The organism is Vogesella perlucida (assembly GCF_979366545.1).
Window position 1 is genome coordinate 196956 of the sequence record NZ_CEETRO010000004.1, and the last position, 23072, is coordinate 220027.

At 62.5% G+C, this 23072-nt stretch carries 23 protein-coding genes; 19 read left to right on the forward strand and 4 right to left on the reverse strand.

Annotated elements, in window-relative coordinates; all coding sequences use genetic code 11:
* Window positions 1–22: 22 nt before the first annotated feature.
* A complete protein-coding gene (queG, locus tag ACZ9XP_RS07590; protein WP_465188228.1) occupies window positions 23–1072 on the forward strand; it encodes a tRNA epoxyqueuosine(34) reductase QueG in 1050 nt (349 codons plus the stop codon).
* 28 nt (window positions 1073–1100) lie between these two features.
* Here the strand turns inward: queG and ACZ9XP_RS07595 are convergent, their stop codons facing one another.
* Entirely contained in the window at window positions 1101–1559 is a 459-nt protein-coding gene (locus tag ACZ9XP_RS07595) for a GNAT family N-acetyltransferase (RefSeq protein WP_206211134.1), read from the reverse strand.
* 1 nt (window position 1560) lies between these two features.
* Window positions 1561–1980, reverse strand: a complete 420-nt coding sequence (locus ACZ9XP_RS07600; protein WP_147682563.1) for a MaoC family dehydratase — start codon at window positions 1978–1980, stop codon at window positions 1561–1563.
* Window positions 1981–2284: 304 nt separating this feature from the next.
* Here ACZ9XP_RS07600 and ACZ9XP_RS07605 point away from each other — a divergent pair, with 304 nt between their 5' ends.
* From ACZ9XP_RS07605 to ACZ9XP_RS07615, 3 genes are all read left to right on the forward strand, one after another.
* The gene (locus ACZ9XP_RS07605; RefSeq protein WP_147682564.1) at window positions 2285–3034 is read left to right on the forward strand and encodes an electron transfer flavoprotein subunit beta/FixA family protein; all 750 of its coding nucleotides are present in this window, start codon (window positions 2285–2287) and stop codon (window positions 3032–3034) included.
* A 3-nt stretch (window positions 3035–3037) separates the two neighbouring features.
* Entirely contained in the window at window positions 3038–3970 is a 933-nt protein-coding gene (locus tag ACZ9XP_RS07610) for an electron transfer flavoprotein subunit alpha/FixB family protein (RefSeq protein ID WP_147682565.1), read from the forward strand.
* A gap of 261 nt (window positions 3971–4231) precedes the next feature.
* Window positions 4232–6016 carry an acyl-CoA dehydrogenase gene (locus tag ACZ9XP_RS07615; RefSeq protein WP_147682566.1) on the forward strand — a complete coding sequence of 595 codons (1785 nt, stop codon included), beginning with the start codon at window positions 4232–4234 and terminating at the stop codon, window positions 6014–6016.
* Between the two features lie 65 nt (window positions 6017–6081).
* On the opposite strand, the gene ACZ9XP_RS07620 is transcribed toward ACZ9XP_RS07615, so the two are convergent.
* The gene (locus ACZ9XP_RS07620; protein WP_465188229.1) at window positions 6082–7209 is read right to left on the reverse strand and encodes a DUF5723 family protein; all 1128 of its coding nucleotides are present in this window, start codon (window positions 7207–7209) and stop codon (window positions 6082–6084) included.
* 151 nt (window positions 7210–7360) lie between these two features.
* A complete protein-coding gene (locus ACZ9XP_RS07625) occupies window positions 7361–9799 on the reverse strand; it encodes a hypothetical protein (protein ID WP_465188230.1) in 2439 nt (812 codons plus the stop codon).
* A 409-nt stretch (window positions 9800–10208) separates the two neighbouring features.
* On the opposite strand from ACZ9XP_RS07625, the gene ACZ9XP_RS07630 reads away from it, so the two are divergent.
* The 15 genes from ACZ9XP_RS07630 to carA all read left to right on the forward strand — a co-directional run bounded on the left by ACZ9XP_RS07630 (window position 10209) and on the right by carA (window position 23072).
* Window positions 10209–10796 carry a hypothetical protein gene (locus ACZ9XP_RS07630; protein ID WP_465188231.1) on the forward strand — a complete coding sequence of 196 codons (588 nt, stop codon included), beginning with the start codon at window positions 10209–10211 and terminating at the stop codon, window positions 10794–10796.
* 116 nt (window positions 10797–10912) lie between these two features.
* Window positions 10913–12973 carry a type II secretion system secretin GspD gene (gene gspD / locus ACZ9XP_RS07635; protein ID WP_465188232.1) on the forward strand — a complete coding sequence of 687 codons (2061 nt, stop codon included), beginning with the start codon at window positions 10913–10915 and terminating at the stop codon, window positions 12971–12973.
* Window positions 12970–14424, forward strand: a complete 1455-nt coding sequence (gene gspE / locus ACZ9XP_RS07640) for a type II secretion system ATPase GspE (protein WP_147682571.1) — start codon at window positions 12970–12972, stop codon at window positions 14422–14424. Before gspD ends, gspE begins: the two co-directional genes overlap by 4 nt.
* Before the next feature lies 1 nt (window position 14425).
* Window positions 14426–15631, forward strand: coding sequence for a type II secretion system inner membrane protein GspF (gene gspF / locus ACZ9XP_RS07645; protein ID WP_147682572.1), 1206 nt, complete (start codon window positions 14426–14428; stop codon window positions 15629–15631).
* Window positions 15632–15634: 3 nt separating this feature from the next.
* Window positions 15635–15970 carry a hypothetical protein gene (locus tag ACZ9XP_RS07650; RefSeq protein ID WP_147682573.1) on the forward strand — a complete coding sequence of 112 codons (336 nt, stop codon included), beginning with the start codon at window positions 15635–15637 and terminating at the stop codon, window positions 15968–15970.
* A complete protein-coding gene (locus tag ACZ9XP_RS07655; protein WP_170253515.1) occupies window positions 15967–16515 on the forward strand; it encodes a DinB family protein in 549 nt (182 codons plus the stop codon). The genes ACZ9XP_RS07650 and ACZ9XP_RS07655 overlap by 4 nt, the downstream gene beginning before the upstream one ends.
* Before the next feature lie 49 nt (window positions 16516–16564).
* Window positions 16565–17002: a type II secretion system major pseudopilin GspG gene (gspG, locus tag ACZ9XP_RS07660; RefSeq protein WP_147682574.1), complete on the forward strand. Its 438-nt coding sequence runs from the start codon at window positions 16565–16567 to the stop codon at window positions 17000–17002.
* A gap of 6 nt (window positions 17003–17008) precedes the next feature.
* Window positions 17009–17494, forward strand: a complete 486-nt coding sequence (locus ACZ9XP_RS07665; protein WP_147682575.1) for a prepilin-type N-terminal cleavage/methylation domain-containing protein — start codon at window positions 17009–17011, stop codon at window positions 17492–17494.
* Window positions 17491–17868 carry a type II secretion system minor pseudopilin GspI gene (gspI, locus tag ACZ9XP_RS07670; protein WP_147682576.1) on the forward strand — a complete coding sequence of 126 codons (378 nt, stop codon included), beginning with the start codon at window positions 17491–17493 and terminating at the stop codon, window positions 17866–17868. Before ACZ9XP_RS07665 ends, gspI begins: the two co-directional genes overlap by 4 nt.
* Window positions 17865–18419: a type II secretion system protein GspJ gene (locus tag ACZ9XP_RS07675; RefSeq protein ID WP_147682861.1), complete on the forward strand. Its 555-nt coding sequence runs from the start codon at window positions 17865–17867 to the stop codon at window positions 18417–18419. The genes gspI and ACZ9XP_RS07675 overlap by 4 nt, the downstream gene beginning before the upstream one ends.
* Complete coding sequence (gene gspK, locus ACZ9XP_RS07680) at window positions 18416–19369, forward strand: type II secretion system minor pseudopilin GspK (protein ID WP_147682577.1); 954 nt, start codon at window positions 18416–18418, stop codon at window positions 19367–19369. The genes ACZ9XP_RS07675 and gspK overlap by 4 nt, the downstream gene beginning before the upstream one ends.
* Complete coding sequence (gene gspL, locus ACZ9XP_RS07685) at window positions 19366–20523, forward strand: type II secretion system protein GspL (protein ID WP_147682578.1); 1158 nt, start codon at window positions 19366–19368, stop codon at window positions 20521–20523. Before gspK ends, gspL begins: the two co-directional genes overlap by 4 nt.
* The gene (gene gspM / locus ACZ9XP_RS07690; RefSeq protein ID WP_170253517.1) at window positions 20520–21017 is read left to right on the forward strand and encodes a type II secretion system protein GspM; all 498 of its coding nucleotides are present in this window, start codon (window positions 20520–20522) and stop codon (window positions 21015–21017) included. The genes gspL and gspM overlap by 4 nt, the downstream gene beginning before the upstream one ends.
* On the forward strand, window positions 21014–21745 hold the full coding sequence (gene gspN, locus ACZ9XP_RS07695) for a type II secretion system protein N (RefSeq protein WP_147682580.1): 732 nt from the start codon (window positions 21014–21016) through the stop codon (window positions 21743–21745). Before gspM ends, gspN begins: the two co-directional genes overlap by 4 nt.
* A 199-nt stretch (window positions 21746–21944) precedes the next feature.
* Window positions 21945–23072 (forward strand): glutamine-hydrolyzing carbamoyl-phosphate synthase small subunit, encoded by a 1128-nt coding sequence (gene carA, locus ACZ9XP_RS07700; RefSeq protein ID WP_147682581.1) that lies wholly within the window; start codon window positions 21945–21947, stop codon window positions 23070–23072.

Below are 23072 nucleotides of genomic sequence, written 5' to 3' on the forward strand. Positions count from 1 at the left end.
TAAAAACGAGAATTATCGCCATTTGGCCAGCCAAATCAAGCAGTGGGCGCAGGACCTGGGCTTTGCCGAGGCGCGCATCACGCAGGCTGCGCTGCCGCCCGCAGCCGAGCAGCAGCTGGCTAGCTGGTTGGCCGCAGCTTATCACGGCGAGATGGACTATATGGCACGCCATGGTGCACTGCGGGTGCGCCCGGCCGAGCTGGTGCCGGGTACCCTGCGTGTGATCACCCTGCGTATGCACTATTGGCCGCAGCCGGCCGCCGATGCCGAGGCGATATTGCAGCAGCCTGATCAGGCTTATATTTCGCGCTACGCCCTGGGGCGTGACTATCACAAGGTACTGCGTAACCGGCTGCAGAAGCTGGCCGAGCAGATCAGCGCAGCAGTGCCCGAGCACCAGTTTCGTGTGTTTACCGACAGTGCACCGCTGGCCGAAGTGGCGCTGGCTGCGCAGGCGGGGCAGGGCTGGCGCGGCAAGCACACGCTGCTACTCAACAAAAAGCAGGGTTCGCTGTTTTTCCTGGGGGAAATCCTGACCAACCTGCCTTTGCCGGAAGACCCGGCAGAGCAGGGGCACTGCGGCAGCTGCACCCGCTGTATCGATGCCTGCCCGACGGGGGCGATTGTGGCACCGTATACCGTGGATGCGCGGCGCTGCATTTCTTACCTCACCATCGAGCTGAAGGGGGCCATCCCCGAGCCGCTACGCCCGCTCATCGGCAACCGTATTTATGGCTGCGACGACTGCCAGCTGGTGTGCCCGTGGAACCGTTTTGCCGTGCCGACCGCCGAGGCTGACTTTGCCGTGCGCCATGGCCTGGATGCAGTCAGCTTGCTGGCGCTGTTTGGCTGGCGCGAGCAGGACTTCCAGCAGCGCATGGCGGGCAGCCCGATTTACCGTATCGGTTACAGCAAGTGGCTGTCCAATATTGCCATTGCGCTCGGCAATACCCCGTATAGCGCAGATATTGTGTCTGCACTGCAACAGCAGAGCCAGGCAGAGGACGAGGTATTGCGCGAGTCGGTACAGTGGGCGCTGCAGCAGCAGCGTGGCAGGGCAGGAGGGGCGTAAGGTTGGCCGCATGCGGCCAACCTGGGTATTACAGGGCTTTAGTGAAGTGGAAGGAAGAAATCACAAAGCCCAGACGGAAGTACAGCTTGTGCGCCTGGGTTCGCCAGGTGCCAGAGTCCAGCACGATATAGCTGCAGCCGGCGGCCTTGGCACGGGCTTCGCACCAGGCCAGTAGCTGGCTGCCCACACCTTGCGAGCGGGCGGCCTCGTCGGTGACCAGGTCGTCCACGTACAGCCGCAGGTCCTCGTAGGTATTTTCGTACAAACGATACAGTGCCAGGCCAAGTGGCTGGCCTTGGTCATTACACGCCAGCACCAGTCTGGCGCCGTAGCGGCATACGCGCTGCATTTTTACCAGGTAGGCCACGCCTTCTTCCGGCAGCATGGGGCGCAGCTGCCGGTGCAGTGCCGCTGCACTTTGCAGCAGCTCGGGCTCGATGATCTGCCCTGCATCATCCGTCAGCGGGATAAGCTGCAGGCTGCTCATATCAGGCTTCGCGCGACGGGGCGATCACCAGCGACTCACCTTCCAGAACGGCTTTGCCTTTCACCAGGCAGGCGGTAGCAAACTTCACACGCTTCTTGACGGGGTCCAGCTCGGTAACAGTGACGCGGGCGGTGACGGTTTCGCCAATCTTCACCGGCGCTTTGAAGCGGGTAGATTGCGACAGGTAAATGGTGCCGTTACCCGGCAGGCGGGTGCCGACCACAGTAGAAATCAGGCTGGCGGTGAGCATGCCGTGCGCGATGCGGGTCTGGAACATCGAGCTTTCGGCGTATTCCTGGTTAATGTGCACCGGGTTGTCGTCACCGGATACCGCGCTGAACATCAGGATATCGGCTTCGGTAATGGTCTTGGCGTACTCGGCGGTGTCACCAAGCTTGATGTCTTCGAAATAAACTGTCATGAAAACTCCTTTGCGGGCTGCTGGTTGCAGCGCCAGCCCACTGCCGGCACTGCTTTTGCGGTGTTCCTGCCTGTTTTTCTGCTTATGACATGCTCAATATTGCGCTGCATTCTGACACGCTTTGCCCCAAATGCAAATTGCGGGGAAATGGCGTAATATCTGCACACCCCTGTTGTACTGCATTTTTATTGTCGTCAGTCTACCAATTAAACGCTCGTTTGATTAAAGTGTGGTGCTAGTATCAATAAAGCGCCTGCTGCTGTATCGGCGAGTCGTTGAAACCTGAAGAGTCTGCTGGAGGAATATGAAAGCTCTAGTCGCTGTGAAACGCGTTGTCGATTACAACGTGAAAGTGCGCGTCAAAGCCGATGGCACGGATGTAGATGTAGCCAACGTCAAGATGTCGATGAACCCGTTTGACGAAATCGCCGTGGAAGAGGCTGTGCGCCTGAAAGAAGCCGGCAAGGTTTCCGAAATCGTGGTGGTATCCATGGGTGTGAAGCAGTGTGAAGAAACCCTGCGTACCGCCCTGGCCATGGGCGCCGACCGTGCCATTCTGGTAGAAACCGACGCTGAGCTGCAGCCGCTGGCTGTGGCCAAGCTGCTGAAAGCCGTGGCTGAAAAAGAACAGCCACAGCTGCTGATCGTGGGCAAACAGGCGATCGACGACGATGCCAACCAGACTGGCCAGATGGCTGCCGCCCTGCTGGGCTGGGGTCAGGGTACGTTTGCTTCCAAAGTGGACGTGGCTGCAGAAACCATCGACGTTACCCGCGAAGTGGACGGCGGCCTGGAAACCATCAAGCTGCGCCTGCCAGCCGTGGTGACCACCGACCTGCGCCTGAACGAGCCGCGCTACGTGAAGCTGCCAAACATCATGGCCGCCAAGAAAAAGCCGCTGGATAAAACCACCCCGGCCGATCTGGGCGTAGACGTGACCCCGCGCCTGAAAACCCTGAAAGTGGCCGAGCCAGCCAAGCGCTCTGCCGGTATCAAGGTTGCCAATGCTGCCGAGCTGGTAGCCAAACTGAAAAACGACGCAAAGGTGCTGTAAGCCATGGCTATTCTCGTTATCGCTGAACACGACAACCAGAGCCTGAAAGCAGGCACCCTCAATACCGTTACCGCCGCTGCCAAGCTGGGCGAGGTGCACGTACTGGTGGCTGGCCACAACGCTGGCGCCGCTGCCGACGCCGCCAAGGCCGTGGCCGGTGTGGCCAAGGTACTGGTCGCTGATAGCGCGGCCTACGCGCATGGCCTGGCCGAAAACCTGGCCCCGCTGGTGGTTGGCCTGGCTTCCGGCTACAGCCACGTGCTGGCCCCGGCGACCTCCTACGGCAAAAACCTGCTGCCGCGCGTTGCCGCGCTGCTGGACGTGGCACAGATCTCCGACATTATCGCTATCGAGTCTGCCGATACCTTCGTGCGCCCGGTTTACGCCGGTAACGTGCTGGCCACCGTGCAGTCTGCCGATGCCATCAAGGTGATCACCGTACGTACTACCGCTTTCGAAGCGGCGGCACAAGGCGGTGCGGCCAACGTGGAAAGCATTGCTGCTGCAGCCGACGCTACCCTGTCGTCCTTCGTGGGCCAGGAGCTGACCAAGTCCGACCGCCCGGAGCTGGGCGCTGCCAAGATTATCGTTTCCGGTGGTCGTGCACTGGGTTCGGATGTGCAGTTCAAAGCCGTGATCGAGCCGCTGGCCGACAAGCTGGGCGCTGCCGTGGGTGCTTCGCGCGCTGCGGTCGATGCCGGCTATGCGCCAAACGATTACCAGGTAGGCCAGACCGGCAAAGTCGTGGCTCCGCAGCTGTACGTAGCCGTGGGCATTTCCGGTGCCATCCAGCACCTGGCCGGTATGAAAGATTCCAAAGTGATCGTGGCGATCAACAAGGATGAAGAAGCGCCGATCTTCCAGGTAGCCGACTACGGCATCGTAGGTGACCTGTTCACCGTGGTGCCGGAGCTGCTGGCCGAGCTGTCCAAGTAATATTGCTGTTTGAATTTGCTCACGATCCCTCGAGCTAAGGCGAGACAAGGCGTTTTTAACGCCGTTTCGCCGATGCACTGCGGGTCGTGAGCCGGTTCACCATAAAACAAGGCGTGGTGCTACGGTGCCACGCCACACAAGAAAGCCGGTTTACCGGTTCGTCTGGGGAAATGCACGCTGCCTGCGCCGCGTGGGCTTGCCATCAGCCGGATCGGTGACCGGTTTTTTTGCACGATGACGAGTTAATCGAGGAGTAATTTCATGATCTACAAGGCACCCGCCAAGGAAATCCGTTTTGCCCTGAACGAGCTGGCCGAGCTGCCCGCCGTGTGCAGCCTGCCAGGCTACGAAGACTGCTCGGTCGAGCTGGTTGACGCCATTCTGGAAGAAGGCGCCAAGTTCGCCGAAGGCGTGCTGGCCCCCATCAACAAGCAGGGCGACAAGGGCGCCAAATGGTCGCCGGATTTCACCGTTACCGCCGCCGAAGGCTTCAAGGAAGCGTGGCAGCAGTACGTGGAAGCCGGTTGGGTAGGCCTGCGTGCCCCGGCCGAATTCGGTGGCCAGGGGCTGCCGGCGCTGGTGGCCTTGGCCGCAGAAGAAATGTGGTGCTCGGCCAACCTGGCATTTTCGCTGGCACCGATGCTGACCCTGGGTGCCATCGAAGCCATCAACCACCACGCTTCCGACGAACTGAAAGCCGTCTACCTGCCGCGCATGTCCACCGGCGAGTGGACCGGCACCATGAACCTGACCGAGCCGCAAGCCGGCTCCGACCTGGCTCAGGTACGCAGCAAGGCCATTCCGGTAGGCGATGGCAGCTACAAGATCAGCGGCCAGAAAATCTTCATCACCTGGGGCGAGCACGACATGGCGGACAATATTGTCCACCTGGTGCTGGCCCGTCTGCCCGATGCGCCTGCCGGTGTGAAAGGCATCTCGCTGTTTATCGTACCCAAGTATCTGGTGAATGCCGACGGCAGCCTGGGGGCGCGTAACGACGTGCGCTGCGTGTCGCTGGAACACAAGCTGGGCATCCACGGCAGCCCCACCGCAGTGATGAGTTTTGGCGACGAAGGCGGCGCCATCGGCTACCTGGTGGGCGAGGCCAACAAAGGCTTGGGCTATATGTTCACCATGATGAACCACGCCCGCCTGGGTGTGGGTATCGAAGGTATGGCGGTGTCTGAACGTGCCTACCAGAAGGCCGTTGAGTACGCCCGCGACCGTGTGCAAAGCCGTGCGGTAGGCAGCCCGGACCCGGCCGGTGTCGCCATCATCCAGCACCCTGACGTACGCCGCATGCTGATGACCATGCGCGCGCAGATCGAGGCCCAGCGCGCGCTGGCCTTCTACGCCGCCACCGCGCTCGACCGCGCCGCCCGTCACCCGGTGGCTAGCGAAGCCGCACGTAATCAGGCGCTGGTGAACTTCCTGATTCCTATCGTCAAAGGCTGGAACACCGAGCAGGCGAACGAGATCACCAGCCTGGGCATGCAGATTCACGGTGGTATGGGCTACATCGAAGAAACCGGCGTAGCGCAGTACTGCCGCGACGCGCGCATTACGGCCATCTACGAAGGCACCACCGGCATCCAGGCGCTGGACCTGATCGGCCGCAAGACCGCCAGCGAAAACGGTGCTACCGCACGCTGGCTGCTGGAAGAAGTACGCAGCACCGTGGCCAAGCTATCGGCGGCCGGTTTCGACACCATTGCGGCCAACCTGGAAGCCTCTGCCAAGGATGCAGAGCGCTGCGTGGACTTTATCGTCGGCACCTTCGGCAGTCAGCCAGCGTTGGCCGCTGCCGGTTCGGTACCGTTCCTGAAGCTGATGGGCATTACGCTGGGCGGCTGGATGATGGGCCGTGCTGCACTGATTGCCAAAGCACAGCAAGGCGACGAAGGCGTAGACGCCGACTTCCTGGCAGCCAAGCAGATTACCGCGCGCTTCTACGCCGAGCACCTGCTACCACAAACCGGTGGCCTGGCCGCGGCCATCGTTAGCGGTGCCGATAGCGTGCTGGCACTGGACGCTGCATTGTTCTAAACCGGATAGCGTACGCAAACGCCCCTGTGCCTTTTGGCGCAGGGGCGTTTTTTATCATGGGCGGGTCAGAACGGTATTGTGAGGCTGGCTTTCAGCCCGAAAGCGCGGCTGGTTTGCGGGCTCTTCCCGTCGGTCTGTATCGCTAGTTCGCCATAGTCATGTTGCAGCCCCAGGCCGACACTGCCAAAGCGTTGCTCGTAGCGGGTGTGTAGCCGCCACGTGTCTGTTAGCCGAAGGCTAGCAGACAGCTCGGGTAGCAGCATGCCATGCGTGTTGGCGACTGATGCGGCCAACTGGTAGGCCGGCTGCCGGTAGTAAAGGCTGGCTTCGCTTTTCGGCGCCAGTCGCTGGGTATAACGCGACTTGCTGTCAGTCTTGTTGATACTGGCCGTACGGTTGCCATTGCCGTCGTAGAGTGCGTTGACGTTGTCTGCCTGCCAGGCACTGGTGGGCATGGCTTTCCAGTGAATACGACCGATTGCATCGTTAACGACCAGGCTGGCAAGCCATTGCGGGCTCCACTCGTACTCGGCGGCGATATCCAGGCTGTAACCCTGGCCTGTGGTTTTGTCCCCTGTGATAAACGAGTTAAACCCGTGCGATGCATCAAGCCTGCTGTCGTGTTGCAGTCTGCTGGCCTGCAGCGTATAGCTATTCGGGCCAGTCTGGCTGGCATGGCCTGTTACTTCGTCCTCTTTCAGACGCATGCCCTTGAGCAGGCTGGCGGCGGCACCCAGCCGCCACCCTTTTTCGGCACTTCCCAGTTGCAGGCTGTGCCCCAGGCTTACCCCTTGGGCAGTAAAGCCTTGCAGATCGTAATCCAGGTCATAGGTTTTGCCAGCAGCCGGCTTGGCGTGTTGCTTCTCCAGATAAATCAGCATCATGGCATCGTTACTGGCCTTGGCGTAGGCATCTGCCCGATAGAAAAGCTGCAGCTGCCACGAGTCCATGCTGACAGCCATGCTGCTACGTGCGCTGAGTAGCGCTGTGCTGTTGGCATGGGAAAGGTCTGGCTGGTGCCAGCGATCATTGAGCAGGTCTTTTAACGGCAAAGCATTGTTGGCCGCAAAGAGCTGGCTAGCAAACTGGATGCTATCGGCGGGTGCCTGCGCCGGGTTATGCAGGGCGAGTGGTCCGGCCACGCTAGCGTGGGTGCCGAGCAGCAGCGCACAGCACAAGAAGGGCTTTTTCATGAAAGTGCTCATGGCGAGGGCAGGTCCTGCAGGCAGGACTGCAGAAGTGCACGGGGTGTATTTGTCAGGCCTGCCGTACATGACAAACCCCTCCCGGTATCCGGGAGGGGTAGGGTACGCACTGCCATGGTATGGCAGACCGGGTGTTGGCTTAGCCTAGCGATACGCTGGTGCCATCGACAAACTCGGCGCGGCCTTTGTACAAGCGGCCGATCAGCAGGCCACCCTTGCTGCGGATTTCACCGATGACGCCTTTCTCGGCAACCGCTTTGTAAATGATCTGGGTACCACCCGCCGAATTCACGCTGAAGGTGTCAACCTTATTGACCCGGCTACCGTTACCTGTGAGCTGCACGGTACGGCCAGCCGCATTGGTGTACTTGTAGCCCAACGCCAGGGTAAAGTCTTCGTAAGCAGTCTGCTGATAGCTTACATTGACTTCCAGAGGGCGGGACGCCGCCATCACGGTGCCAAGGAAGCTACCGCTGGTTTTGGCATAGTTGCTGGCAGACAGCGCTTTTAGCGGGTCCATGCCGTTTCTGTCTTGGCGGGCTTCGAACTTGCCGTCGAATACCAGCTGGTTGTTCATCAGGAAGCTGCCGTGGAACACGGCGTGCTGCGGGCGAATATCCGGGTTGGCGTCGCTGCCCCAGTTTACCGGCTCATCGATGGTCAGCTCTTTCAGCTTCCACTGCACATCGCCAGCCTGCATGCTGCCAGCCATGGTGAACTTGCTGATGTCGCTCGGGTGGTTGCTATTGGCTTTGAACTGGATGGCTGCGTTGTCCAGGCTCAGGCTGAAAGCTTTGCCCGCACCGGCCAGTGTCTTGATGCGGCCCGGCAGCTCGCCATCGGTACGGCTGTCGTAGCTCAGATCTACATCCTGGTACGCGGCAGCTTGCCAGCTGTTATTCACATACTGCTGTACCAGTACCTTGTCTTGGTAGTTGGCGCTGATACTGCCGTGCATGGAAGCATTGCCTGCGGCCTGGTCCAGGCTGAAGCCTAGGTCAATTTTAGGCGAGGGGAGATAGCTATTGATGTAGCCCAGGTTGCCTTTGGCGGTGGCGCTGGTGGCATATTTCTCTGGGAAGCTGTAGGTGCCAGTGCCGGTGTTTTTGGGATAGCGAATGATGCTAACCCAATCGGCATTAACTGTTGGCCTGTAGCTAAGTCGGGTATAGCTTTGCCATGCATAACTGCCTGCTGTGGTTTCCTCCAGCAGGATGTATACCCTGCTAAAGACTGGACGATTATTAAACCACTGCCCTGTTGGAAAGGTGGCTTGGCAAGTGGCGACCTTATCGCTGGTCCAGACGCCGTTCATATCTTTGGCAGTTTGGATTGTTGGTTTCAGTCCAGCAGCTGGGTAGTTGTCGTCATAGCCTTTGGCAGAGTCGCACCAGAACCGAGCTGTCTGCATGCCTTGCAGAGAGTAGACTTTGCCTTCGTAGTTATCTTCATAGCTCTCCAGTGGCTGTTTGCCTGCAATGATATTCACGCCAGTGCTGAGCATGTTGATCGTGACACTGAGCTGATCAGTAGCACTCTGGCCCTCTGGCAGCACCGCTAGGTTCATCTGCTTTTCCATGTCGGACGTGACGACCGCCTGTTCCAGACCATCCAGGTTGGCACGCAGGTCGTTCAGCAGCAGCTTGGCAGAAGCAACGGCGTTCTTGCCTTCTTCAGAGTTTTCTACAACGGTATTGTTTGCAGCGTCTTTGATGGCGGACTTGTCTTCAGTACTCAAACCATCTTTGGCAGGGATGGCCACCATGATGTTGCTGATGGCTTGTGCAATGGCCGGGCTCAGTTTGTCCAGGCTGGCAGCGGCGGCTTTCACTTCGGATGGCGCTACTTTGCCATCGCTATTGCCAGCGCTGATTGTCTGATCGTCTTTATAGTCGTCTGCCGTGTTTTTGATGACTTTATCCAGCGATTGGCCTGCGTCCTTGGCGGCTTTGGCAAAGGCGGCCAGTGTGGCGGCATAAGTGGCCGCATCGCCGGTACCCAGGCCGGTCGTGTTCTTGCCCAGAATGGCCGGTGCACGGGTAATGTCAAAGTCTTCGCTGCCCAAGAAGAGCTTGGCTACCTGTTTCTGTTCGGTTGTGATGCGGGTTTTCAGCTCGGTGGATGCCAGTGTCGGCAGGTCAGTGGCTACCGCCTGGTAGGCCATTTCGGTCAGCGCGGAGACGCCGACGGTTTGATTGGACGAACTCACCATGGCCGTGCTGGATAGCGTGCCGGTGTAGTCTTCTTCCTGCCCGGTGGCTTCGTTAAAGTACTTGAAGGTGGTGCCATCGCCCACTTGAACAACGAACACTTCCGCACCCAGTTTGGCAGGGTCATAGGTCAGGGTCACCATGCCATCGCTACCGATGGTGCCGGATGTCACGGTCAATCCCTTGTGATCCTTCAGGAATACCTTGGTGCCTGCAGCAATCTGGCCCAGCGAGGGGGCAACGGTCAGGCTAGAAGTACTGGTGCTGCTGCTAGCGCTACCCGCAGCGCCGCCTCCGCCACCACAAGCGCTTACCAGCAAGGCAACCCCGACGGCTGCTGCGAGTGTCTTTTTATTGAAAGTGCTCATTATTGCTCCCTTTGAGAAATGCATTTCATGCAATTTGGCATTGTGGCGTACAATAGCATTACATTTGGAATGGTTTAATTCGTACAATTACTATTGAAGTCATTTTGAATAGTTCATGAAAATCAATGGTTTGCTAGGTAAGCATGCCAAGGCATGATGACTATTCAAATAAAAAAATACCAATGGAATTACCATTGGTGTTGCGCTTGGTATCGGTTTTGTCGCATTGCTGATGTCGGGCTGTATCGGCACGGACTTGACTGGCTACGTAGCACGATGAGCCTTGAACTCCCTTTCAAATGACTGGGGGCTTTTCATATGCCGGCAATGCGGCTGGTGTAGGATGCTTGCCCATCCATGCTGCCTTCATTACTCTTCCACTTTTGGTCGTTTCCGGTACGTTCCGTTTATGTTCATGCCACAACGTGTCTTGCGCCAGGCGGCCCGCCTGCCTGCACTATTGCCCTGCTTGGCTGCCCTGTTTGCCAGCTGGTGGTTGGTTGCGACCGTACTGACCATGTTGCCTGGCGCACCTACCCTGCGGGTGCTGGCACAGCCGCAGCACGTGGCGGCGGCCGGGGCGGTAGCGCAGCAGTCGTGGTTTGGTGTGATGCAAGATGCGGTGGCCAGCCAGGTGGCCCCGCCGGTTAGCGTGCTGGGTGTATTGGGAGGGGGGCAGGGCTCGCGCCTGGACTTCGCCATCTTGCTGGAGAACGGCCAGAAAATTGCCGTGCGTGCTGGGGACAAAACCCCGGGGGGCTGGCTGCTGTTAAGGGTCAATGGCAGCGGAGTGGTGTTGCGCCAGCCAGATGGTAGGGAGCTGAGTGTGGCGCTAAGCCGCCAGGCGGTGCCGGATGCGCCCCCGAGCCAGGCAGCAGTGCAGCTGCAGCTGTTTAGCGCGCCTGCGGTACAGCCGGCCATGCCCGCACCGGTGCCGACTGCGCCGGCGGTGGTGGAAAGCCTGCATCCAAGGGAGGCACCAGTCCAGAAGGACTGAGCGGCAGGTGGTAGTGTGTTTATCGAAGTTTTGCGTTGGCGATACGCTGGCGCATTAGCAGGTGTGGTGCAAGACGCCACGGTATCTGAACAATAGAAAAGCAGATCGATACAATCATGCAGATAGCCCGTTTGGCCGGTGCCCTGGCACTGGTGTTTGCTTGCCACGCTTTTGCCGCGCCCGACGAGCCGGTAATGCTGAACTTCGTCAATGTGGATATCGACACCGTGGTGAAGGCCATTGGCGAGATTTCCGGCAAGAATTTCGTGCTGGACCCCCGCGTGAAAGGCACGGTCAATATCGTGTCGGCGCGCCCGGTACCACGCGAGCTGTCCTACCAGATACTGTTGTCCAGCCTGCGCATGCAGGGCTTTAGTGCGGTAGAGGGCGACGGCGTGATCAAGATTGTGCCGGAGGCCGACGCCAAGCTGCACGCACGGGTGGGCAATGCGCGCCGTGGCGACGGCGACCGCCTGATCACCAAGGTATTTATCTTGCGCCATGGCAGCGCCAACCAGCTGGTGCCGGTGATCCGCCCCATTATTTCCCCCAATAACACCGTGGCCGCCATGCCGCAGGCCAATGCGGTGGTGGTCACCGACTACGCCGACAATATCCGCCGTATCGAAGCCATCATCGACAGCATAGAAAGTGCCAGCGCCGCCGACAGCATGGTGCTGCCGGTGAAGTACGCCTCGGCGATCGAGATGGCCAGCCAGCTGAACAAGCTGTTGCAGGAAGGTAGCACCGGTGCGGCCAACGCTGCCGATGGTGGCCGTGTCACCATCGTGCCGGATGCGCGCAGCAATGTACTGCTGGTGCGTGCCGACAGCAGTGGCCGCCTGGCCAAGGTGAAAAACCTGCTCACCCTGCTGGACCAGCCCAGCCAGGCCGGTGCCAATGTGCGCGTGGTGTACCTGCGCAATGCCGAGGCCACGCGGGTAGCGCAAACGCTGCGCAGCCTGCTGTCCGCCGATGCGCCTGCCGCCACTACCAGCGCGCCGGCTAGCAGCCAGGCTGCCAGCGCGTCGGGCACCGCCAAGGCTACTGATAGTAATAGTGGCGCGCTGGGTAGCACTATCCAGGCCGATGTGGCCAACAACGCGCTGATCATGAACGTGCCTGACGCCATGTACCAGAACCTGCGCAACGTGATCGACATGCTGGACCGCCGCCGCGCGCAGGTGTTTGTCGAGGCGCTGGTGGTTGAGGTGTCTGCCGAGCGGGCACAAGAAGTCGGCATGCAGTGGCAGTCGCTCTCCGGCCTGGGCAATGGCGGTACCAGTGTGATCGGTGGCACCAATTTCCCCGCCACCGGCAACCCAGGCATCCTCAACGTGGCCACCGGCGGTACCGCGGGTATCAGCGCGCTGGCCGGTAGCAGTGGCCTGACGGTGGGCATCAGCAAGGGTACCGTCAATATTCCGGGTATCGGCCAGGTGCTGAACCTGGGTCTGCTGGCCCGTGCGCTGGAAAAAGAAGCCGAAGGCAATGTGCTGTCCACGCCCAATCTGATGACCATGGATAACGAAGAAGCCAAGATCGTCATTGGCCAGAACGTACCGTTTCTCACCGGCAGCTACAGCAATACCGGTAACAGCAACGGCGGCAGCAGCGTGTCGTCGCCGTTCCAGACCTACGAGCGCAAGGACGTGGGCCTGACGCTGAAGCTGACGCCACAGATTTCCGAAGGCGGCCTGGTGAAGATGAAAATCCTGCAGGAAGTGTCGTCGGTAGAAGAAACCAGCCGCAATAACCCCGCCGGCCTCACCACCAACAAACGTGCCATCGAAACCACCGTCACGGTGGACGATGGCAGCATCGTGGCCATTGGTGGCCTGATCCAGGAGTCGGTCAGCGACGGCGAAAACAAAGTACCGCTGCTGGGCGATGTGCCGGTGCTGGGCTGGCTGTTCAAGTACCAGCAAAAGCAGCGCAAGAAAACCAACCTGATGGTGTTCCTCAAACCCACCATTCTGCGTGATGACGGTAGCGCGCGCGGCCTGGCCAGCGACCGCTACGACTACGTAATCGGCGACCGCCAGCGCCAGGACGGCAAGCTGCCGCTGAACGCAGCCGACGCCTATCAGTCGTCGCCGGCCGGCGGCCTGCTGCAGCAGCTGCAGCAAAGCGGCCAACTACCGCAGCCCGCTAGCCAGGGCGTGGCCAAACCATGAGCGTGGCCCGTCACCCGGTACTGGGTTTTGCCTTTGCCCGTAGCCAGCGCATCGTGCTGGAAGACGGCCCCGATGGCCGTGTGCTGCTGGTCGATAGCCAGACCCCCGCCAGCGCCATCAGCGAAGTGCTGCGCCTGCACGCAGCCCCCGATCAGGTGGAAACGTTGGCCGCAGACGAGCTGGACCGCCGCCTGTCCAGCTTGTACGCCAACCGCAGCGATGGCGCCGCGGGTGTGGTGGACGACATCGGCGACAGCCTGGACCTGAACGCCATGGTGGACTCGCTGCCCGAGGTGGAAGACCTGCTGGAGTCCGAAGGCGATGCGCCCATTATCCGCATGATCAACGCGCTGCTGACGCAGGCGCTGCGCGATGGCGCCTCGGACATCCACATCGAAGCCTTCGAAGACCGCAGCCTGGTGCGCTTCCGCCTGGATGGCACGCTGCGCGACGTGGTCACCCCGCACCGCGCCTTGCACGCCGCCATGGTGTCGCGCCTGAAGATCATGGCCAGCATGGACATTGCCGAAAAGCGTCTGCCACAAGATGGCCGCATCTCGCTGCGCCTGGGCGGCCGCCCGGTAGACGTGCGGGTGTCCACGCTGCCCACCAGCCACGGCGAGCGCGTGGTGCTGCGCCTGCTGGACAAAGAAGCGGCGCGGCTGGACCTGGCCACGCTGGGCATGGCCGCCGACACGCTGGGGCAGGTAGATGGCCTGATTCGCCAGCCGCACGGCATTTTGCTGGTCACCGGCCCCACCGGCTCCGGCAAAACCACCACGCTCTACGCCGCGCTATCGCGGCTGGACGCGCGCCACACCAATATCATGACGGTGGAAGACCCGGTGGAATACCACCTGGACGGCGTAGGCCAGACACAGGTGAATACCAAGATCGACATGAGTTTTGCCAAGGCGCTGCGCGCCATCCTGCGCCAGGACCCGGACGTGGTGATGATCGGCGAAATCCGCGACCTGGAAACCGCGCAGATCGCGGTGCAGGCCTCGCTCACCGGCCACCTGGTGCTGGCCACGCTGCACACCAACGACGCCGCCAGCGCCATTACCCGCCTCACCGACATGGGCGTGGAGCCCTTCCTGCTGGCCTCCAGCCTGCTGGGTGTGATGGCGCAGCGCCTGGTGCGCCGCCTGTGCCCACAGTGCAAGCAGCCGCACGCGCTGCCACTGGACGGCGAGCCCGGCGTACTGCACTACCGCCCAGCGGGCTGCCCGGCCTGCAGCAACAGCGGCTATCGTGGCCGTTACGGCGTGTACGAGCTGCTGCAGGTGGACGACACGCTGCAAAAGCTGATTCACGACCGCGCCAGCGAAGCCCAGCTGCGCGCCCACGCCACTGCCTGCGGCATGCGCAGCCTGCGCGACGACGGCTTGCGCTGGGTGCGTGGCGGCGAGACCAGCCTGGAAGAAATCCTGCGCGTGACGAGGAGCTGAGTTGGCCGCATTCAAGTACACCGCCCTCGATACCGCCGGCAAGGAACACGGCGGCCTGCTGGAAGCCGATTCCGTCCGTGCCGCCCGTGCCCAGCTTCGCGAGCGCGGCCTGCTGCCGCTGGAAATCGACAGCGTGGCCGCGCCGCGCCAGGGGAGCTCGGTACTGGCGCGTGGCCTGCCGCGTGCCGAGCTGGTGATGTTCACCCAGCAGCTGGCGACGCTACTGGACGCCGGCCTGCCGCTGGAGCGCGCCCTGGCCGCCATTGCCGAGCAGAGCGAGCACCCGCGTACTCGTGCCGTGCTGGCGCAAATCCGTAGCGATATCCTGGAAGGCAAATCGCTGGCGCAGGCACTGGCCGGCGCACCCGCCGTATTCAATAGCCTGTACCGCTCGCTGGTGCAGGGCGGCGAGCAGTCCGGCCACCTGGGTCAGGTCATGGCCAAGCTGGCGCATTATCTGGACCAGCGCCAGCACACACAGCAGAAAGTAGCGCTGGCCATGGCCTACCCGGCGGTGGTCACTGTGGTGGCGCTGCTGGTCGTCGGTGGCCTGATGGCCTATGTGGTGCCGCAGGTGGTGAGTGTGTTTGCCCAGAGCAAGCAAACGCTGCCGCTGCTGACGCGCATGCTGGTGGCCAGCAGCCACTTTCTGCGCGACTGGGGCGTGGTGCTGTTACTGCTGGTCGTCGCCGCCACCGCGGCCCTCTGGCGCATGCTGCAGGTGCCGGCGCTACGCCGCGCCTGGCATAGCCAACTGTTGCGCCTGCCGGTGGTCGGCCGCCTGCTGCAGGCGCTCAATACCGCACGCATGGCCAGTACGCTGTCGATTCTGGTGGGTTCCGGTGTGCCGCTGCTGACCGCGCTGGACACCGCGCGCGGTATCGTCAGCCTTATCCCCATGCAGGACGCCATTGCCGACACCGCCAGCAAGGTGCGCGAGGGCATGGCGCTATCGCGTGCGCTGGGTAGCACGCGGCAGTTCCCGCCAGTGCTGATCCACCTGATCGGCAGTGGCGAAGCCAGCGGCCGCCTGGCCGACATGCTGGACCGCGCCGCGCTACAGCAGCAGCAAGAAGTAGAACGCAAGCTGGCCACCTTCACCACGCTGATGGAGCCGCTACTGATTCTGGTGATGGGCGGGCTGGTGTTGCTGATCGTGATGGCCATCATGATGCCGATTATCGACATGAACCAGATGGTGAGGTGACGCATGAACCCGATAGATGCCGAACGCACGGGCCGCTTGCTGGCAGAGGAACAACGGCTGCTGGCCGAGGCGGTATCGCCGCCGGCCACGCTAACGCTGTCCGCATTGGTCTGGCCTTTGTTGTTTCAGCTGGCTGCGCTGGCGTGGTTATACGGGCAGCGTCACAGCGTGGCCGAACCCTTGTTGTGGCTGGCTTTGCTGGCACTGGTCTTGTGTCTGCCGGTGCAGCTGTCGTTACGGCTGTGGCGCTGGCAGCGTTACGCCAGCCGGCAAGCGCAGTTGGCCGCGTGCCGCCGCCAGCTGGACGAACTGCGCGCGCAAGCCGGAGCCACGCCATGATGACCCCTGCCGCCGCCCGCCAGTTGGCCGCCTACAACCGCTGGATGAACGACAAGCTGTACCAGGCTGCCGCCAGCCTGCCGGACGACGCATTGCACGCTGAACGTAGCGCCTTTTTCGGTTCGCTGTTCGGCACGCTCAGCCATATCGTCGTGGGCGACACCGTCTGGCTGCGACGTTTTGCCACCTTGCCATACGGTGCCGAGGTATTGCAGCCTGTACTGTTTTGGCCGCAACCGGCAGCGCTGGACGCCCGGCCTGCGGCCAACCTTGCCGAGCTCGCCGCCTTGCGCCACCAGCTGGATACCGCTATCGAGCAGTGGGCCACCACGCTGGACGAAGGCGTGCTGGCGCAAGACCTGGCCTACCGCTCAATGCGTGGCGACACCTGTGTCAAAGCACTGGGTGGCGTGCTGCTACATTTTTTCAACCACCAGACTCACCATCGCGGCCAGGCCAGCACGCTGCTGACCCAGGCCGGTGTGGATGTGGGCGTGACCGACTTGCTGGCGCTGCTGCCAGATGAGGCTGCGACCACTCGCTGATATCACGCTGGCCGATACGGCCGGCGATTCATTGCATAAGGGAGCAAGCATGAAACATATGAAACACGCCGCCCAGCGCGGCTTTACCCTGATCGAGATCATGGTGGTGATCGTCATCCTGGGCGTGCTGGCCGCGCTGGTGGTGCCCAAGGTGATGAGCCGCCCGGACGAGGCGCGCATCGTGGCCGCCAAACAGGACATCGGCGCCATGCTGCAGGGCCTCAAGCTCTATCGCCTCGATAACACGCGCTACCCCACTACCGAGCAAGGCCTGCAGGCGCTGGTAAGCAAGCCAGCCAGCGGCCCCGCCCCCAAAAACTGGAAGCCGGGTGGTTATCTGGAACGCCTGCCCAACGACCCGTGGGGCAACCCTTACCAGTACGCTGCGCCAGGTAGCCACGGCGAGGTGGATATCTGGAGCCTGGGCGCCGACGGCGAGCCTGGTGGCGAAGGCAACGACGCCGATATCGGCTCCTGGGCGCTGTAAACAGGCATGACGCGCGCAGGCTGCGGCCAACGTTGGCCGCAAGGCGGCTTTACGTTGATCGAGGTGATGGTGGTGCTGCTCATCATTGGTGTGATGGCCACCACCGTCAGCTTTAGTCTGCGCCCCGATACGCATCGCCAGCTGGAAGACGAAAGCTACCGCCTGGCGCGGGTGCTGGAACAGGCAGTGGACGCCGCCGAAATGGGCGAGGCGCTGGCGCTGGACTGGCAGGCAGGCGGCGCACGCTGGCGCGTGGCCGATAGCCAGGGTGGCTGGCAGCCCAGCGCCGATGCTTTCTTTGCCGACCATGCCTTGCCGGATGGGCTGCGTGGCGATGGCCTGCTGCAAGATGGCCGCCCGGCCAGCGGCCCGGTACGGCTGTGGCAGGATGGCCGCCCGCCGGCGCTGGTGTTGACCCTGCGTAGCGACAGCGGGGCGCGTAGCGTGATGCTCTCGCCGGTCGGTACCGTCACGGTCGAGGCCACACCGTGAGGCGGCAGGGCGGTTTTACCCTGTTCGAGGTGCTGGTGGCGCTGGCCATCATGGCCGTGGCGCTGGCCGCCCTGCTGCGCGCCAGCGGGGTAGCGGCAGACAATAGCGAGCAGATGAAGCAGCGCATGATCGCCACCTGGGAAGCTCAAAACCAGCTGGCCCTGATGCAGGCGCGGCGCGAGTGGCCAGGCCCGGGCTTGCAGGAAGGCGAAATGGAAAGTGACGGCCGGCGCCTGCGCTGGGAGCGTGAAATCAGCGATACGCCAAACGGCAACTTCCGCAAAGTGGTGCTGCGCGTATTGCAGCCTGGCAGCCAGCGCTATGTGCTGGCCGAGATCACCGGCTTTGTGCGTAGCCCCGAGGTGCAGCCATGAGGCGCCAGCTCGGCATGACGCTGATCGAAATCCTGGTCGCCATGAGCCTGTTGGCCATTCTTACTGTGATGGGCTACCGCGCCTTTGGCAACCTGCTGAACGCGCGCGAGCACATCATGCAAACCGGCGAGCGCTGGGTGCAGCTGGCGCGTGTGTTGCGCCGGGTAGAAGCCGACCTGCAGCGCCTGCCGCGGCAAGCCCCCGGCGAGCAACAACAGCCCGCCCTGCAGCTGCAGCCAGCAGGGCAGGGCCAGCAGCTGCTGCTACGGCTGGCCTCGTCGCGCTACCCGGACGGGCAGGAATACGTGCAATACCGCGCCGCGGCCGGGCTAGGCTGGCTGGCCGGCCCGGGCACCACCCCGCCCGATGGCGAGGCGCTGCCGCTACTGGCTGGTGACTACCGCGTGCAGTGGCGCGTGCTGGCCGCCAATGGCCAGTGGTACCCGCAATGGCCTGCGGCGGCCGCCGGTTCGCCGCACCCGCGTGCACTGGAAATGCGCGTAGTGGTGCCCGGTGATGAAACCATCCACCGTGTGTGGGCGCTGCCATGAAAACACAACAGCAAGGCATGGCCATCATCATGGCGTTGCTGATTGTGGCCTTGGCTGCTACCGCAGCCTCAACCGTGTTGTGGCAGCAAAGCCTGTGGTGGCGCCAGGCAGATAACGACCGTGCCCGTGCCGACATCAGGCTGATTGCCGACGCAGGCGTGGGCTGGGCCGGAGATATTCTGGCATTCGACGCGCGCAGTAGCGGTGCGGTGGATTACCCGGGGGAGCTGTGGGCGCAGCCGCTGCCGCAAACCGAGGCGGAAAGCACCCGTATCAGCGGCCAGCTGTACGACGCGCAAGGGCGCTTTAACGTACACAACCTGCTGCTGCCGGATGGCAAAGAAGATGAAGCGCAAGTACAGCTGTACCGCCGCCTGCTCGCCCAGCTACAGCTGCCGCCGGCACTGGCCGACACCCTGCTGGACTGGCTGGATGCCGACGACGAGCAGCGCCCGCAAGGAGCCGAAGCCGCCTGGTATGCCGCGCAGCAGCCACCCTATGCCATACCACCGGCCGCCAGCCTGCAAAAGCTGGCACAGCTGCGCTGGGTCAAAGGCTACGACAGCCAAGTGCTGGCGAGGCTGGCCCCGCACCTGGCGCTACTGCCGCAGCGTAGTGCCTTGAATGTAAACACCATCAGCCTGCCCCTGATGATGGCGCTGGTGCCCGGCTTGGGGCGGGGCCAGGCGCAGGCACTGATCAACCAGCGCACCACTACGTATTTCAAGGACAAGGCCGACTTTGGCCTGCGCCTTACCGGCGGTCTGGTGCCGCTGGCGGTGGCGTACGGTGTGCGTAGCGACTATTTTCTGCTGCAAAGTGAAATACGCCACCCGCGCAGCATGCTGCGGGTAGACGCTTTGCTGTTGCGTAACGAACAAGCCAGCAAGGTCTTGTGGCGAGAAGAAGGAGTGGTGCCGGTCACACCGGCCACCAACGGGGAATCATGAGTGTATTGAGACTATATCTGCGGCCAGGCTGGCCCGATAGCGAGCCCGGCCTGCCGTGGGCGCTGCTGGGTAGCCAGGGCCAGTGCCTGCAGCAGGGCGATGGCAGCCCGTCCACCTGGCCGCGTGCCGACCAACTGGAGCTGGTATTGCCCGCCGGCAGTGCCCTGTTTACCGCCGTGGCGCTGCCGCCAGGGCGCGAGCTGAAGCCCGCGGTTATCGGCTATGCGCTGGAAGAACAGCTAGCTAACGACCCCGCGGCCAACCTGTACGCCGTAGGCGGCAAGCTGGCCGATGGCCGCCGCAGTGTGGCGGTATGCGAGGCCGCGCCGGTACGCCGCGCCGTGGCCATGTTGCGCCAGTTGGGGCGGCTGGCCGACCGCATCGTGCCAGAAGAAACCCTGCTGCCGCTGCCGGACGCCGGGCAGTGGGTGCTGGCGGCACAGCCACAGGGCTGGCTGCTGCGTAGCGGGTTGGACGAGGCCAGCTTTTTGCCGGCGGCCAGCGCGGCGGTATTACTGCCCAGGTTGGCCGCAACTGCGCCGCCAGCCGGGGTGTTGCTGTTGGGCGAGCGGCCAGCGGGTTTGCCCGAGCAATGGCCGGTACAGCAGGGCGAGGCCTGGCAATGGCAGCACGGGCGTGCCGTGGGGGTGAACTTTGCCCACGGCGAGTTGGCCGCAGACCGCCAGTGGCGGGCACTCGCCCCCACGCTACGGCGTGCCGGCGTTATCGTTGCCGCCGTGGTGCTGGCGCAAACCCTGCTGGCTTGCGGGCAGTGGGGCTGGTACGCCTGGCAGAAGAAAAGCCTGCAGCAGCAGATCCGCCAGCAAGTACAGCCGTGGGCGCCGCAAGCCGTGGCCGGCAGCAGCGCCCTGCCCATGCTGCGGGCGGTAGACCGTTTGCGTGTCAGCCGCGGCCTGCCCGCACGCGACGATATGGTGACCGCCATGGCGCAGCTGGCCGAGGTCAACCGCGGCCAACTCAAGCTGGTGTCGCTGCGCTACGACAGTGGCCGCCTGGCGTTCCAGGCACCGGCGCTGACCACCGAACAGGCGCAAGCCTGGCAGGCGCAGTTGGCCGCACGGCAATGGCTGCTATCTAGCAGCCAGAATGAACAAGGGCAGCGTGAATGGGTACTGACGAGGGAGCCGGCATGAACAAGCTGACAACGCAGGCCATGCAGCGCTGGCAACAGCTTTCTGCCCGCGAGCAGCGGCTGCTGGGGCTGATGGCTCTGGTACTGGGGGGCGCCTTGTTCTATCTGGCGCTGTGGGTGCCGGCGCACCAGCAGTCTGCCCGGCTGGCCAATAGCGTGGCCAGCCTGCAGGCCGAGGCGCGCCTGGTGGCCACGCTGGCTAGCGAGGCGCAGGGCCTGAAACCGCAGGCCGAGGTCGCACCGCTGCCCGCTGCCGAGCTACAAGCCATGCTGGCACCGCTGCTGCGTGACGCAGGCCTGGCCGGTTTGCAGCTGCAGGCCGAGGGCGAGTTTGGTGTGCGGGTGCAGGGCGAGGTGGCATTTGACGACTGGGTGCGCGCCAGTGGCCAGCTGGCCGGCCAGCAAGTACGGGTGCTTCGCTTGCAGGCCGACGCCACCACGCCAGGGCGGGTAAAGCTGGACGCCGTGCTGGTGCACGCAGGGGGTGAGGCATGAAGCGCGCCTTATGGGTAGGGCTGGTGGCGGTGGGCTTGCTGTCTGCCGTGGCGCATCTGCCAGCCAGCTTGCTGGACGCCAGGTTGGCCGCGGCCACGGACGGGCGCTGGCGGCTGGCATCGGCCAAGGGTACGCTGTGGCAGGGTAGCGGCCAGCTGATGTACGCCGGCCGCCAGGGCGAGGTCTTGCCCATGAGCACGCTGGCCTGGCGCTGGCAGCCTGCCGCACTGCGCAGCCTGGCCATGCAGTGGGATATCGACGCCGACGGCCAGACCGGCAGCCTGCAGCTGAAAGCCGCTGGCGTCGCGCTGCACAACCTGCAGCTACAGCTGCCGGTGGCGGCACTGACAGGCTTTTCATCGAAATGGCACAGCGCGCGGCTGGGCGGCCAGCTACAGTTACAGCTGGGGCAGATGGCGTGGCAGGCTGGGCGTGTAGAAGGCCAGGCTGCGCTGGCCTGGGTAGCGGCCAGCTCGCCGCTGTCGCGCATCCAGCCGTTTGGCAGCTACGCGCTGGATGTACAAGGTCAGGGCGAGCAGGTGCAGCTGGTCATGCGTACCGTGCAAGGGCCGCTGCAAATCCAGGGGCAGGGGCGTTATGACGCCAATGGCTTGCAGTTTGCCGGCACGGCCAGCAGCGAGCCGGCGCAATACGAAGCGCTTAAACCGGTTTTATTGATGCTGGGCAAGCCGGATGGGCCAAATAGTGTCGCCTGGCGGCTCGATTGACGTTGGCGTCAAGCTGGTGGTGCGTTATTTCAAGTGCTTGTTTTTATTGAGTTACGCAAAAAAATACCGGCCATATCATTGAAAAAACGCAAAGTCGCGGTATAATCGAAAAGTTTAACCGAACGGGACAAGCGCTGCGGCGTGGTGTCCCGTTTGTTATATAAGTGATTCAAAACACCATTATTTCAGGAGCCAGCCAGTGACAACCGTACCCGCGATTCTAGCCTTGGCTGACGGCACGCTTTTCAAAGGCGTAGCCATCGGAGCCAGCGGCCACACCGTAGGAGAGGTGGTATTCAATACCGCCATGACCGGTTATCAGGAGATCCTTACCGATCCATCGTATACCCGGCAAATCGTCACTCTGACCTATCCCCATATTGGAAACGTCGGCGCCAACTCGGAAGATACCGAGTCCGGCGCCGTTTTTGCATCCGGCCTGATCATTCGTGATCTGCCGCTGTTGCACAGCAACTTCCGCGCGGAAGACTCGCTGTCCGATTATCTGGTTAAGAACAACGTCGTCGCCATCGCCGACATCGACACCCGTAAACTCACCCGCATCCTGCGCGAAAAAGGTGCACAAGCAGGCTGCATCATGGCCGGTGAGATCGACGAAGCCCGTGCGGTAGAACTGGCCCGCGGCTTTGGCAGCATGGCCGGCCAGGATCTGGCCAAGGTCGTCAGCAGCAAGGAAGCCTACCAGTGGAACGTGCGCGAATGGCGCCTGGGCCAGGGCTACACCGAGCAGACTGACACCCCGTACCACGTGGTGGCCTACGATTTCGGCGTGAAGCACAACATCCTGCGCATGCTGGCCGAACGTGGCTGCAAGCTCACCGTGGTACCGGCCCAGACGCCTGCCAAAGATGTGCTGGCGCTCAACCCGAACGGTGTGTTCCTGTCCAACGGCCCGGGCGACCCGGAGCCATGCGACTACGCCATCACCGCCATCCGCGAGATTCTGGACACCAAGCTGCCGGTATTCGGCATTTGCCTGGGCCACCAGCTGCTGGGCCTGGCTACCGGTGCCAAAACGTCCAAGATGAAGTTCGGCCACCACGGTGCCAACCACCCGGTGCAAGACCTGGACAGCGGCCGCGTGATGATCACCAGCCAGAACCACGGTTTCCAGGTAGACGAATCCAGCCTGCCGGCCAATGTGCGCGTGACTCATCGCTCGCTGTTTGACCACACCGTACAGGGCATTGCGCTGACCGACCGCCCGGCATTCTCCTTCCAGGGCCACCCTGAAGCGAGCCCGGGCCCGGAAGACGTAGCCTATCTGTTTGACCGTTTCATCGCGGCCATGGCCGAGCGCGCCTGA

Excerpts from the sequence above, each read along its gene's own strand:
- ACZ9XP_RS07595 (WP_206211134.1), bottom strand. The coding sequence starts at position 1,559 with ATGAGCAGCCTGCAGCTTATCCCGCTGACGGATGATGCAGGGCAGATC.
- ACZ9XP_RS07600 (WP_147682563.1), bottom strand. The coding sequence starts at position 1,980 with ATGACAGTTTATTTCGAAGACATCAAGCTTGGTGACACCGCCGAGTAC.
- ACZ9XP_RS07605 (WP_147682564.1), top strand. The coding sequence starts at position 2,285 with ATGAAAGCTCTAGTCGCTGTGAAACGCGTTGTCGATTACAACGTGAAA.
- ACZ9XP_RS07610 (WP_147682565.1), top strand. The coding sequence starts at position 3,038 with ATGGCTATTCTCGTTATCGCTGAACACGACAACCAGAGCCTGAAAGCA.
- ACZ9XP_RS07615 (WP_147682566.1), top strand. The coding sequence starts at position 4,232 with ATGATCTACAAGGCACCCGCCAAGGAAATCCGTTTTGCCCTGAACGAG.
- ACZ9XP_RS07620 (WP_465188229.1), bottom strand. The coding sequence starts at position 7,209 with ATGAAAAAGCCCTTCTTGTGCTGTGCGCTGCTGCTCGGCACCCACGCT.
- ACZ9XP_RS07625 (WP_465188230.1), bottom strand. The coding sequence starts at position 9,799 with ATGAGCACTTTCAATAAAAAGACACTCGCAGCAGCCGTCGGGGTTGCC.
- ACZ9XP_RS07630 (WP_465188231.1), top strand. The coding sequence starts at position 10,209 with ATGTTCATGCCACAACGTGTCTTGCGCCAGGCGGCCCGCCTGCCTGCA.
- gspD (WP_465188232.1), top strand. The coding sequence starts at position 10,913 with ATGCAGATAGCCCGTTTGGCCGGTGCCCTGGCACTGGTGTTTGCTTGC.
- gspE (WP_147682571.1), top strand. The coding sequence starts at position 12,970 with ATGAGCGTGGCCCGTCACCCGGTACTGGGTTTTGCCTTTGCCCGTAGC.
- ACZ9XP_RS07650 (WP_147682573.1), top strand. The coding sequence starts at position 15,635 with ATGAACCCGATAGATGCCGAACGCACGGGCCGCTTGCTGGCAGAGGAA.
- ACZ9XP_RS07655 (WP_170253515.1), top strand. The coding sequence starts at position 15,967 with ATGATGACCCCTGCCGCCGCCCGCCAGTTGGCCGCCTACAACCGCTGG.
- gspG (WP_147682574.1), top strand. The coding sequence starts at position 16,565 with ATGAAACATATGAAACACGCCGCCCAGCGCGGCTTTACCCTGATCGAG.
- ACZ9XP_RS07665 (WP_147682575.1), top strand. The coding sequence starts at position 17,009 with ATGACGCGCGCAGGCTGCGGCCAACGTTGGCCGCAAGGCGGCTTTACG.
- ACZ9XP_RS07675 (WP_147682861.1), top strand. The coding sequence starts at position 17,865 with ATGAGGCGCCAGCTCGGCATGACGCTGATCGAAATCCTGGTCGCCATG.
- gspK (WP_147682577.1), top strand. The coding sequence starts at position 18,416 with ATGAAAACACAACAGCAAGGCATGGCCATCATCATGGCGTTGCTGATT.
- gspL (WP_147682578.1), top strand. The coding sequence starts at position 19,366 with ATGAGTGTATTGAGACTATATCTGCGGCCAGGCTGGCCCGATAGCGAG.
- gspM (WP_170253517.1), top strand. The coding sequence starts at position 20,520 with ATGAACAAGCTGACAACGCAGGCCATGCAGCGCTGGCAACAGCTTTCT.
- gspN (WP_147682580.1), top strand. The coding sequence starts at position 21,014 with ATGAAGCGCGCCTTATGGGTAGGGCTGGTGGCGGTGGGCTTGCTGTCT.